The organism is Streptococcus henryi DSM 19005, assembly GCF_000376985.1.
GTDB lineage: Bacteria > Bacillota > Bacilli > Lactobacillales > Streptococcaceae > Streptococcus > Streptococcus henryi.
Map to the genome: position 1 here is coordinate 149114 of NZ_AQYA01000037.1, position 12466 is coordinate 161579.

Consider the following 12466-nt stretch of genomic DNA (forward strand, 5'->3'; position numbering starts at 1 on the left):
CTTACCTCGCTAACAAATCATTGATATTTGTAATATTCTTAAGAAGTGTAACAACGACAATTTTATCTCCAACTTGTAACACATCATTACCTGTTGGGAAGATAGTACGACTCTTACGAATAATGGCAGCAATCAAGAGATTATTTTTAAATTTAAGTTCAGATAGAGATTTTCCAACCATTTTATTACCCTCACGGATTTCAAATTGAAGGGTTTCAATTCGACCATTTGCTACATGGTGCATTGCTTCGAGGTGAGAGTCTTGGGCATTTTTCCGACCACGTATGAAATGCATCATACTGTCGACTGCAATGCTTTTAGGAGTAATAATTGTTGAAAATTGCTTAGTGTCAATAATTTCTAGAAGACTAGTTCGGTTGACTTTAGTGATGTTTTTGGCAACCCCTAATGTTTCAATAAACATAGAGGTGATAATATTTTCCTCGTCTACACCAGTCAGGGTTGCAACGGCATCGAAACTATCAACACTCTCTTCGAGTAGTACAGACTTAGCAGTACCGTCACCATGAACAACATGAACATTTGGAAATTCTTGACTAAAAATTTCAGCACGTTCTTTTTTTGATTCGATGACTTTAACATTGATATTGGTGTTTTTAAGAATATTTAGCAAGTAATAGGCTGTCTTCCCTGCACCAATAACCATCATATTTTTGACAATTTTTGATTTGACAAAATTGTGGAATAGAATCATCTCGACACGTGTACCAGTGACGAAAATTTTATCACCAGTTTCAAGAGTTGCATCTCCGTCTGGAATAAGAATTTCACCATCACGTTCAATCGCACAGATGACTAGATTTCCAAACTTTTTACGGAATTGTGTCAAGCTCATCTTACATAGTTTGCTACCATCAAAAATTTTAAATTCCATAAGCATAACACGTCCGTTGACAAAGTGCTCAACAGAGAGGGCGTTTGGAAAATCAACAGTATTAGCAATATATCTAGCTGCAAGAAGTTCTGGATTAACCACTAAAGAAAAGCCGAGGAAATTTTTATCTTTAAAGTAAGCATTTGAATACTCTGGATTGCGGACACGCACGATAGTTTCTTTAGCTCCCATGCGTTTAGCAAGGACAGCTGAAATCATGTTTACTTCGTCTTTATCAGTAATAGCTATAAAAATATCACAGTTATTTACATCAGCCTGCTCTAAAATTTTGAAGTTGGCACCATTACCGACAATTCCCATGATATCATGGTGTCTAGTAACACGTTTAAGAACTGACTCATTTTCTTCAATTAGAATAACATCATGATTTTCGTATACGAGTGAGCGGCAGAGAGCAGTACCAACTTTTCCTCCACCTACCACAATTATTTTCATTTCTACCTCCAAATACAATAGCAATGTCCTATGATTGATTTAGAACCTTTATTGACCGCTAAACTGAACTAATACTCAAATAAAATCAAACGAGTAAGTGAGACGAAGGCAGTACCAGGGTACGACAAGTCGAAACCTATAATGTATCATTTTGATTTTAAAAGAGTATGGCAATATTTTTTAGTCAAACTAAGCCATTATAATACCTTCTATCATACTCCTTTTTTGTCAAAAATACTAGCTTTTCAGCATTGCAAAAATGTTACAGGCATGATAGAAATTTTAATTAATAATATCTGGTAATCCAATTTTTAAAAAAGGATGAGGATAAAATGAGTCTATTTTAGAAAAAGTAACAAAATCGCGACAAAAATGTTGACTTTGGATATCAAAGTGTTATAATTAACTACATGAATTCGTTAGTTTAAATCAAACCTGTTATGATTTAAGGTAATGAGTCGCCATCAACCACATTGTCTGCTGAGCTTGACTCCGGGCAGTGTGGTTTATTTTTTTGCCAAAATGGAGAAATAAAGATGAACATTGAAGAATTGGACTATCAGGAAAAAGGTGAAAGCATCAAAAATCACATTGTCCTTTTCCAACCACAGATTCCACAAAACACTGGCAATATTGCTAGAACTTGTGCGGCCACAAACAGCCCGCTTCACATTATTAAACCTATGGGCTTTCCCATTGACGACCGTAAGATGAAACGCGCCGGATTGGATTACTGGGACAAGTTAGATGTAACATTTTATGATAGCTTAGATGATTTTATGGAAAAATGCAGTGGCCAGGTACATCTCATCAGTAAATTTGCTGACAAAGTTTACTCAGAAGAAAACTACAATGATGGGCTGTCGCATTATTTCATGTTTGGCCGTGAAGATAAAGGGCTGCCTGAGGAATTTATGCGCAATCACCCAGAAAAAGCACTGCGTATTCCCATGAATGACGAACATGTCAGAAGTCTAAACGTTTCAAATGTGGCTTGTATGATTGTTTATGAAGCACTGCGTCAGCAATCCTTCCCCAATTTAGAATTAAGTCATACATACGAACAAGATAAGCTCAAATAGACCTTTCTATTATTTTTTATAAGAAATCCTTATTTTTATACTTGCATTATTCAGAATTTTCTTGTAGAATATTTGTAATATAAAAGCGATGATAGAAAAAGTCTAAGACAACAGACAGAGAGTGCCCATGGGTGAGAAGGCATGCAATCCTTAGACGACACATTCTTGAGTGCGTGTGCGAAATCAAGTGAGAGTAGTGTACGACGGTTAACTTCACGTTACGAAGTCGAAGTCCCGTACTTCATGAGGGCAGTCTGGCGACGGATTGCTGAACCAAAGGTGGAACCACGCATCAAGCGTCCTTGCAAAGATCATTTGCGAGGACTTTTTTTATTATCCAAAGCATGAAAGGAGTTACCATGACAGAAATTAGAGGGTTAAGAAAGATAGAGCCTTACGTGGCTGGTAGTCAACCCAAAGAAGACAATATTATTAAACTCAACACCAATGAAAATGCCTATGGGCCAAGCCCAAAGGTTAGCCAAGCTTTAGAGACTTTCGATGCCCATAGCTTGCGCAAATATTCGACTTTGGACCAGGCTGCGCTCAGACATGCTTTGTCAGAAAACTTACAAGTGTCAGCTGACCAAATTATCGTTGGAAATGGCTCAGATGATATCCTGTCCATGGCCTTTCTTGCTTTTTTCAACTCTGAGGAGCCAGTTCTTTTCCCAGATTTGACCTACGGTTTTTATAAGGTTTGGGCAGATTTGTATCGCATTAATTATCATGAAATTCCGCTCAATGAAAACTTTGAGATTGAGACAGCTGATTACTTTGCTGATAACGGTGGGATTGTCCTGACCAACCCCAATGCACCGACTGGGATTTACAAGCCTCTGGATGAGATTGAGGCCATCGTTAAGGCCAATCAAGATGTGGTTGTCATTATCGATGAAGCCTATATCAACTTTGGTGGTCAGACAGCTCTGCCATTGCTCCAAAAATATGACAATATTTTTATCACACGTACCTTCTCCAAGGACGCAGCCCTTGCTGGTTTGCGAGTGGGTTACGGTATCGGCAGTCCCAAGTTGATGGCTGTTATCAATGCTGTTAAGAACTCCATCAATCCCTACAATGTCAATAGCATAGCTGAGTGTCTAGCGACTGCAGCAGTAGAAGATTGGGCTTATTATGAGGAAACTTGTCAGAAAATCATGACAACCAGAGATTGGTTTAGTTCAGCATTGCAAGAGTTAGATTTTTCTGTCCTACCAAGTGCAACAAACTTTATCCTAGTAGAACCTAATGGTGTGTCAGCAGAGGAGCTTTTCAATCATCTGCAAGCACAAAAAATCTATGTGCGCTATTTCCCAAAAGTTGACCGTATCAAGAATAAGCTTCGCATTTCCATCGGAACCCAAGAGGAGATGGAGCGCGTCTTATCAGCCATAAAAGAAATATTATAAGTATAGAAATTTTGGAGTTACTCTCTATGAAGAAAACAACCCTACCAATAGGCATGCACGACAAGCTCTTTAAACGAGCGCGTGCCATGTATACCATTGAGCGTGATATTTCAGACCTTTTGATGAACAATGGGTTCAACCGCATCGAAACACCAACCTTGGAACATTTCCAAGTCTTCGGTGATGAGGTCAGCGCCAATAACTATAATCTTTTTGATAAGAAGGGGGAATTGCTGAGCTTGCGTCCTGATATCACCAGTCAAATCGGACGTGTCATCGCATCTACCCAAGTACAGACACCCATTAAATTCTCTTATTCTGGAAAAGTCTTCAACTACAATGAAGAAATGCGTGGTCTCAGTAACGAACACACTCAGGCAGGAATTGAGATTATTGGTTTTCCAGTTCAGGATGCTCTTCAAGAAGCCATTGAAACTGCCAAAGCAGCCCTTGATGTATCAGGTGTTAAGAATTATCAATTTGAGTTTTCACACGCCAGCATTTTGAAAATTATTTTTGAAGAGCTAAACTTGTCTGAAAAAGATGCCCAAGATTTGGCAGTCCTCATTCGTGACAAGTCCATCACAGGACTCAATGAATTTACCAAAGTCCATAGCAGTGAGTTTGATGAATTGATCAAGAACTTGCCTTTCCTCTTTGGTCAGGCTAGTCTGGTACTTGAAAAAGCTCGCTCCTTGACTGATAACGAGGATGTTTTGACAGCTCTAGCTAGTTTGGAAAATTTAACCAAATCTTTGGAAAATGTCCTTAGCCACATTACCATCGATTTAGCACAGCTATCAAGCATGCCATACTACACAGGGATTATGTTCAAGGTCTTTGGGGACAAGGTGCCGGATGCCTTTGTATCAGGTGGACGCTATGATAAACTCTTTGAACGATTTGGTGCTGACCAGTTGACTGCTGTTGGCTGGGCTATTGATATCGATTCCATTTACCGTGCTATTCACGATGATATTGTTTTTGAAGGAGGTGCCTAATGACTGAGCAAATTACCATTGCCCTGACCAAAGGGCGCATTGAAAAAGATGCTGTAAAATTGCTAGAAAAAGCTGGTTTTGACATGTCCTTCATGGCGGATAAGGGACGCAATCTTATCTTTGAAAGTCCTGATAAAAAATTCCGTTTTCTTCTGGTTAAGGCACCGGATGTTACCACCTATGTTCGTCATGGGGTAGCTGATATCGGTGTAGTTGGTAAGGATGTTCTCATGGAGCATCCGACGGGCTACCTTGAAATGTTGGATCTCAATTTTGGTCTTTGTAAATTCTCTGTGGCCTCAACCGACAGTTATGACCCTAATGATCATAAGCGCAAGCTCATTGCTACCAAATACCCGACAGTGGCAACTAATTTCTTCAATAAAAAAGGAGAAGATGTTGAAATCATCTCTATTCAAGGATCGGTTGAAATTGCCCCTGTTATCGGCTTAGCGGATGCTATTGTTGATATCGTTGAGACTGGTAATACCTTGGTGGCCAACGGCCTTAAGGTTTATGAAGACATTTGTCGCATTTCAGCACGTATGATTGTCAATAAGGCAGCGCTGAAAAATAATCCTGAGCTTTTGCCTTTTATCCGTAAGATTGAAAGTATTGTAGGAAATGAGGAGGTACCCTTCCAATGAAAAGATTGACTGGAACAAATGAAGAAATCGCTGAGCTTCTCTATCAAGAGCAGTTGGAACTGTCAAAACAAAATCTAGATGTTGAAGAAACAGTCCGTGCTATTGTTGAAGACGTTAAAAATCGTGGAGACCAAGCCCTTCGTGACTATTCAGCTAAGTTTGATAAAGTGGAATTGGACAGTTTAGAAGTTGGACAAGACTTGATTGACAGAGCATTTGATGAGGTTGATAAAGATGTCCTAGCTGCACTGGAAAATGCTATAGCTAATATCGAATCTTACCACAAACAGCAATTGGAGACTGGCTTTGAAGACCAGCCGTCTGAAGGGGTCATCCGCGGTCAACTCATTCGTCCAATCGAACGCGTTGGGGTCTATGTTCCGGGGGGGACAGCCGCCTATCCGTCATCAGTCCTCATGAATGTCATCCCAGCTAAAATTGCTGGGGTCAAGGAAATCATCATGATTACACCGCCTCAAGAGCACTTTGTTCCTGCTATTTTAGTGGCTGCCAAATTGGCTGGTGTTGATAAGATTTATCAAGTCGGTGGTGCCCAAGGGATTGCTGCACTGGCTTACGGGACTGAAACCCTTCCTAAAGTGGATAAAATCACCGGTCCTGGTAATATCTTCGTTGCCACTGCTAAGAAGCAAGTCTTCGGTATTGTTGGGATCGACATGATTGCTGGACCTTCAGAAATCGGAGTTATTGCTGACAAATCTGCCAATGCCAAATATGTAGCAGCTGACCTCTTGTCCCAAGCTGAGCACGATGTTCTTGCCCGTGCCATCTTGGTGACTGATTCGGAAGAATTGGCTGACGCTGTTGAAGTGGAAATTGAAAAACAATTGAGAGAGTTACCACGCGAAGCCATCGCAAGACCTTCGGTTGAAAATAATGGACGAATCATCATCGCAAAAGATGCTGACAGCATGTTTGACCTCATGAATTTGGTAGCTCCTGAGCACTTGGAAATCGCCATGGACAATGCCTATGACTACCTTGATCGCATTGAAAATGCTGGATCTATCTTCCTTGGTCACTTCACCAGTGAACCTATCGGCGATTATTATGCAGGTGCCAACCATGTCTTGCCAACAACAGCAACTAGCCGCTTTTCATCAGCTCTGGGTGTTCATGACTTCATCAAACGCATCCAGTACACACAGTATTCAAAAGCAGCAGTCAATCAGGCTGAAAAAGATATAACAACTTTGGCTTATGCCGAAGGCTTACAGGCCCATGCCAAAGCAATCGAGGTGAGAAATGACAACAACTAAAGGACTCTTAGTCATGGACGCAGATTCAACCCTAGTCCAAGAAGAAGTAATTGATTTATTGGGAGAAGAGGCTGGCGTGGGGCAGCAAGTTGCTGACATCACTGAACGTGCCATGCGCGGTGAGTTGGACTTTAAACAAGCTCTTGAAGAGCGCGTAGCGACTCTCAAAGGCCTTCCAGAATCCATTCTTGACAAGGTTTATGCCCGCATTCATTTCAATAAAGGTGCCAAGGAATTGGTGGATGAATTGCATGCGCGTGGTTACAAGGTTGGTCTGGTATCAGGAGGCTTCCATGAAACCGTTGACCGCTTGGCTGCAGAAATTGGCATTGACTATGTTCAGGCTAACCATCTAGAAATCAAGGACGGTGTCCTAACAGGTCGCACCTACGGTGATATTGTTACTAAAGACGTTAAAGTAGAGAAGCTCCGCCATTGGGCGGCTGAAAATGGCCTCACTATGGATCAAACCATTGCCATGGGAGATGGCGCAAACGATTTGCCAATGATTCAAACTGCAGGCATCGGCATAGCCTTCTGCGCCAAACCAATCGTCAGAGAACAAGCTCCCTACCAAATCACAGAGTCAGACTTGTATAAGGTGATTGAGATTATAGATGGGGTTGAGGAATAAGATTGTTTTTTCTAGTTTGAAAGGGGAACTGATGGCTTTTGACTACAAGAAAGAATACAAGGAATTTTACCTACCAAAAAAGAAACCTAGTATTGTAGAACTGCCTAAAATCAACTATCTAGCAGTCCGAGGTCAGGGAGACCCCAATGCTGAAGATGGAGAATATAAGCAATCTATTACTTTACTTTATGCTATTGCCTATACCATCAAAATGAGCGAGAAGGGACAGCATCAGCTGGAAGGCTATTTTGACTATGTTGTTCCGCCTCTCGAAGGTTTTTGTTGGCAAGAGGGTGTAGAGGGAGTAGATTATACTAGAAAAGAGGACTTTCACTTTATTTCTCTGATACGCTTACCAGACTTTGTCACAAAAGAAGCTTTTGACTGGGCTATAGCAGAAGCGACTGAGAAAAAGAAGACGGATTTTTCCAAGGTAGAATTTTTATCTTATGAAGAAGGTCTTTGTGTCCAATGCCTCCATGTCGGACTTTATGACAACGAACCAGAAACCGTTGCCCTCAGGCACGACTTTATGGCAGAAAAAGGGTATCAATTGGATATCTCTGAAAAGAGATACCACCATGAAATCTATTTGTCAGACGCCAGAAGAGTCGCACCAGAAAAACTAAGAACAGTCATCCGCCACCCCATTAAAAAATCAGATTGACATCAAAAAAGCAAGCGTTAGCTTGCCCAATATCTCCTAAGCGCTAGCTTAGGGGCATAGACGATACTTTCCGCGTGGTGTCTTTGCGAAGCTTTTGAGACTTTAGACTCAAAAGTTAGTCAAGGAGATTATAGAAGACAAGCTCCGACGGCGCCACCACCTAAGAAAAATATCAAAAAGAAGGAAAAAATATGAGACAAGCAGAAGTTGAACGCAATACTTTTGAAACCAAAATCAAGCTAGCCATCGATTTAGATGCCCAAGAGCCAGTTGATATCGACACTGGTGTTGGTTTTTTTGACCACATGCTGACCCTCTTTGCTCGCCACAGCCGTATTTCACTGGTGGTTAAGGCAGATGGTGATCTTCATGTTGACAGCCACCACACGGTAGAAGATGTGGGCATCGTGCTCGGTCAGGCCATCAAAGAAGCCTTGGGCGACAAGGCTGGCATTAACCGCTATGGAACGTCTTTTGTTCCTATGGACGAAACGTTAGGTATGGCTAGTCTTGACCTCTCAGGGCGCAGCTACTTGGTCTTCGATTGTCAATTTGACAATCCAAAACTGGGTAACTTTGATACAGAATTGGTAGAAGAATTCTTCCAAGCACTTGCCTTCAACGTCCAAATGAACCTACACTTGAAAATCTTGCACGGTAAGAATAATCACCACAAGTCAGAAAGTCTCTTCAAAGCGACTGGACGTGCTCTGCGCGAAGCCATTACCCTAAACCCAGAAATTAAGGGTGTCAATTCAACAAAAGGAATGCTCTAATATGCTAATTGTAATTGATTATGATGCTGGCAACACAGCCAATGTTCTGAGAGCTTTGGATAAAATCGGAGTTGAGGCTCAGTTGTCAGCTGATCCTCAAAAAATTCTATCAGCCTCTGGCTTGATTTTGCCTGGTGTAGGGGCTTACCCTGCGGCAATGACAGAGCTGGAAAAACGGGGTCTTGTCACTGTCATCAAAGAAGCAGTTGCAAGTGGTATTCCCCTTCTGGGAATCTGCTTAGGGATGCAAGTTCTAACTGAAAGTGGATTGGAGCACCAAGAAACCAAGGGACTAGGTTTCATTCCAGGAGTCTGTCGTAGGATCCCAGCAAGTAAGGACAAACCAGTTCCCCACATGGGTTGGAACGACTTGAAGGTTAAACAAGAAACGGCTCTAACAGAGGGACTTGAAGGTCAAGCTGTTTACTTTGTTCATTCTTATTATACAGATGTTCCTGCTGATTATATCGACGTCACAGCTGATTACTCAATTGAAGTACCAGCCATGATTCACAAAGATAATGTCTACGGTGCCCAATTCCACCCCGAAAAATCAGGTGACATCGGCTTAGGAATTATCAAAAAATTTGTCCAACTCTGTAAATAGTGGGGATCATGAGATTAGGAAGTGAAGCGGAGCTTCACCCATACCCGATACTCACCGCCGTGGTGCCTTTGCGCAAGCTTTTGAGACTTTAGGCTCAAAAGTTAGTCGGGGAGATTGCCGAGGGCAAGCTCCGACGGCGCCACCACATAAGGTGAGTATCAAAAAAAGACTTTGAAAAAGGAGTTAAACAATGCAAATTCTTCCTGCAATTGATATTAAAAACGGCCGAGCTGTCCGTCTCTTCAAAGGTGACTTCAGCCAGGAAACGGTTGTTAATCCCGATGTATTGGGGCAAGCTCGCATTTTTGCGGACGCTGGTATTGAATTTATTCATGTGGTTGACCTAGATGGTGCACTTGATGGCAAAGCGACCAACCGTGACTTGATTGCGGCCCTCAAGGTGGCGACAGGTTTGGGTGTTGAGGTCGGTGGCGGCATCAGAACTTTGGAACAAATTGAGGACTATCTCAATGTTGGGATTGATCGTGTCATTATCGGTTCCATGGCTGTGAAAAATCCTGATTTTGTTAAGGCTGCCTTGGATAAATTTGGCAGCGATAAGATTGTGGTTGGGATTGATGCCAAAGACGGTTTTGTTGCTACAGAAGGCTGGCTTGAAACCAGTACTGTTGACTACATCAGCTTAGCTAAAGAGATGGAAAAAATGGGTGTGGCGCTCTTTGTCTACACCGATGTAGACCGTGATGGCACCTTGACTGGACCAAACTTTGACCACTATCAACGCTTGGTGGCTGAATTAACTACTGCCAAAGTCATCGCTTCAGGTGGCATTGCAGAGCTCAGCGATTTGACAAAACTCCAAGAAATTGGCGTAGCGGGAACAATTGTTGGGAAAGCCTACTACAATGGCAACATTTCCCTAGACGAGCTCAAGGAATTCGGAGGCTGATATGTTAAAAAAGCGTATTATTCCCTGTCTGGATGTTAAGGATGGGCGGGTTGTCAAGGGAGTTAATTTTGTCAATTTGACCGATGTAGGTGACCCTGTTGATTCTGCCCGCGCCTATTATGAAGCAGGCTGCGATGAGTTGGTCTTTCTAGATATTACTGCCACCCACGAGGAACGTGACACAACTGTCGAGATGGTCCGTCACGTGGCGGATCAGGTCTTCATTCCCTTTACAGTCGGCGGTGGCATTCGCTCGGTCGAAGACATGAACAAGATGCTCAAGGCTGGGGCAGATAAGGTGGCTGTCAATTCTTCAGCAGTTGCTAACCCACAACTGATTAAGGAATGCTCAGAGAAATTTGGCAACCAGTGTGTGGTAGCCGCTATCGATGCCCGCAAGGAAGAAGACGGCAGCTGGCATGTCTATGTGGCTGGTGGCCGCAAAGATACGGGTAAGGATCTAATTGAATGGGCAAAAGAAGTGGTCAGTCTTGGAGCTGGGGAAATCCTTTTGACTTCCATGGACAAGGACGGCACTAAGTCTGGCTTTGACCTCGATATGCTCAATGCAGTAGCAGCAGTGGTCGATGTACCTATCATTGCTTCGGGTGGTGCTGGCAATATCGAACACATGGTTGAAGTCTTCCAGAAAACCCCTGCCACAGGTGCTTTGGCGGCTTCTATTTTCCACTTTGGAGAAGTGGCTATCGCTGACACTAAGAAAGCCATGGCTGACGCGGGAGTCGAGGTGCGCCTATGACAGCTATCAAACTTGATTTTGACAAGCAAGATGGCCTTGTGCCTGTCATCGTGACTGACCATGAAACAGGACAGGTCCTTATGCTGGCCTACATGAATGAAGAAAGCTATGAACTGACGCTGAAAACCAAGCAGATGCACTATTGGAGTCGCTCGCGCAATGAACTTTGGCACAAGGGAGCGACATCAGGTCACTATCAGCATGTCAAATCCATTAAAACAGACTGCGATCGCGACACTTTGCTTATCGCAGTTGAACAAGAAGGGGCAGCCTGTCATACGGGGGCTTATTCTTGTTTCTTCAACGATATTTTGAAATGATTTTGGCTTCTTCTGCCTTAGCTCGTCTTGATATACTTTAGTATTATCCGCAGCTTGGGTGCCTAGATTCAAACAGATTTCACCTCAAAATATGACAGTTAATGAATGAACAATAAGTAAGCTCTGCTATTTTCCAAAAGAAAGGAGAGAAAATGTTAGAAACTTTATACAAAGAAGCGCTAGATCGCAAAAATAATCCCAAAGAAGGTTCTTATACCAACTACCTTTTTGATAAGGGCTTGGATAAGATTTTGAAAAAAGTCGGTGAGGAAGCGACTGAGGTTGTTATCGGAGCCAAAAATGCCGACAAGGAAGAAATTGCTAATGAAACCGCCGATGTTCTTTACCACTTGGCAGTCATGCTAGTAGAGACTGGAGTCTCTCTTGATGATGTTAATGCTGTACTAGAAGGACGTCAAGGGAAGAAAAGTAATGTTCATGACCGCAAGGAAGTGACTGATTATTAATAGTAGGTGTTGGGAAGTAGGTGATGAGGATGATTTTTCGAGTTCATCAAGGTAGTAAGGAATTATCGGACTTCTTCCAATCTGTTTTTGATGAGCAGTTTGAGCTAACTTTTCAGAAGAAGCGGCCTAACGATGCTCATGAGAGAATTAACTTTGTGCTTGAAGATGCTGATAATATTATTGCTGCAGCTTCTTGTGAGAGAATCTATGAGACTTTAAAGATTAATGATTTGGCAGTTATTTCTAGTCAACAAAAACGGGGATTGGGGAGTCAATTATTAAACGGCATCAAAAGTTTTTCCCTACAAAACGAGATTAAGACCATCATTCTTACAACCAGGTCTTATCAGGCTAAAGACTTTTATTTGCGCCATGGATTTGTCCTTTATGGGACATTAGAAAATGTTCCATTTGAAGGTGTTGACACCTACTATTTATCTTATAAAGTAAATGGAAACTAGTGTTTTTAGAACACTAGTTTCTACTTTTTTGCAATCATGTGACATCAAGAAAATATTATGAAATTTTCAACTTGTTTTGATAAAAAACACA

General features: G+C 42.0%; 15 protein-coding genes. 14 read left to right on the plus strand and 1 reads right to left on the minus strand.

The genetic code is table 11. The annotated features are described in order from the left end of the window. Position 1: 1 nt before the first annotated feature. Entirely contained in the window at positions 2-1351 is a 1350-nt protein-coding gene (trkA, locus tag F601_RS0110765; protein ID WP_018165696.1) for a Trk system potassium transporter TrkA, read from the minus strand. A gap of 536 nt (positions 1352-1887) precedes the next feature. Between trkA and F601_RS0110770 the strand changes: the two genes are divergently transcribed. From F601_RS0110770 to F601_RS0110835, 14 genes are all read left to right on the plus strand, one after another. Continuing rightward, the gene (locus F601_RS0110770; RefSeq protein ID WP_018165697.1) at positions 1888-2433 is read left to right on the plus strand and encodes a tRNA (cytidine(34)-2'-O)-methyltransferase; all 546 of its coding nucleotides are present in this window, start codon (positions 1888-1890) and stop codon (positions 2431-2433) included. A gap of 359 nt (positions 2434-2792) precedes the next feature. After that, a complete protein-coding gene (hisC, locus tag F601_RS0110775) occupies positions 2793-3845 on the plus strand; it encodes a histidinol-phosphate transaminase (protein WP_018165698.1) in 1053 nt (350 codons plus the stop codon). 26 nt (positions 3846-3871) lie between these two features. Next, on the plus strand, positions 3872-4846 hold the full coding sequence (locus F601_RS0110780) for an ATP phosphoribosyltransferase regulatory subunit (RefSeq protein WP_018165699.1): 975 nt from the start codon (positions 3872-3874) through the stop codon (positions 4844-4846). Further along, complete coding sequence (gene hisG / locus F601_RS0110785; RefSeq protein WP_018165700.1) at positions 4846-5493, plus strand: ATP phosphoribosyltransferase; 648 nt, start codon at positions 4846-4848, stop codon at positions 5491-5493. Before F601_RS0110780 ends, hisG begins: the two co-directional genes overlap by 1 nt. After that, the gene (gene hisD, locus F601_RS0110790) at positions 5490-6773 is read left to right on the plus strand and encodes a histidinol dehydrogenase (RefSeq protein WP_018165701.1); all 1284 of its coding nucleotides are present in this window, start codon (positions 5490-5492) and stop codon (positions 6771-6773) included. Before hisG ends, hisD begins: the two co-directional genes overlap by 4 nt. Next, positions 6760-7407, plus strand: a complete 648-nt coding sequence (serB, locus tag F601_RS0110795) for a phosphoserine phosphatase SerB (RefSeq protein ID WP_018165702.1) — start codon at positions 6760-6762, stop codon at positions 7405-7407. The genes hisD and serB overlap by 14 nt, the downstream gene beginning before the upstream one ends. Positions 7408-7438: 31 nt before the next feature. Then, positions 7439-8074, plus strand: a complete 636-nt coding sequence (locus F601_RS0110800; protein ID WP_026183201.1) for a GyrI-like domain-containing protein — start codon at positions 7439-7441, stop codon at positions 8072-8074. 191 nt (positions 8075-8265) lie between these two features. After that, positions 8266-8850, plus strand: a complete 585-nt coding sequence (gene hisB, locus F601_RS0110805) for an imidazoleglycerol-phosphate dehydratase HisB (RefSeq protein ID WP_018165704.1) — start codon at positions 8266-8268, stop codon at positions 8848-8850. A gap of 1 nt (position 8851) precedes the next feature. Next, positions 8852-9457, plus strand: coding sequence for an imidazole glycerol phosphate synthase subunit HisH (gene hisH, locus F601_RS0110810; RefSeq protein ID WP_018165705.1), 606 nt, complete (start codon positions 8852-8854; stop codon positions 9455-9457). A gap of 190 nt (positions 9458-9647) precedes the next feature. Continuing rightward, positions 9648-10367 carry a 1-(5-phosphoribosyl)-5-[(5-phosphoribosylamino)methylideneamino]imidazole-4-carboxamide isomerase gene (hisA, locus tag F601_RS0110815; RefSeq protein WP_018165706.1) on the plus strand — a complete coding sequence of 240 codons (720 nt, stop codon included), beginning with the start codon at positions 9648-9650 and terminating at the stop codon, positions 10365-10367. A gap of 1 nt (position 10368) precedes the next feature. Further along, positions 10369-11127, plus strand: a complete 759-nt coding sequence (hisF, locus tag F601_RS0110820) for an imidazole glycerol phosphate synthase subunit HisF (protein ID WP_018165707.1) — start codon at positions 10369-10371, stop codon at positions 11125-11127. Further along, entirely contained in the window at positions 11124-11447 is a 324-nt protein-coding gene (gene hisI / locus F601_RS0110825; RefSeq protein WP_018165708.1) for a phosphoribosyl-AMP cyclohydrolase, read from the plus strand. The genes hisF and hisI overlap by 4 nt, the downstream gene beginning before the upstream one ends. Before the next feature lie 152 nt (positions 11448-11599). Beyond that, entirely contained in the window at positions 11600-11914 is a 315-nt protein-coding gene (gene hisE, locus F601_RS0110830; protein WP_018165709.1) for a phosphoribosyl-ATP diphosphatase, read from the plus strand. Positions 11915-11943: 29 nt separating this feature from the next. Further along, the gene (locus F601_RS0110835; RefSeq protein WP_018165710.1) at positions 11944-12375 is read left to right on the plus strand and encodes a GNAT family N-acetyltransferase; all 432 of its coding nucleotides are present in this window, start codon (positions 11944-11946) and stop codon (positions 12373-12375) included. Positions 12376-12466: the final 91 nt, after the last annotated feature.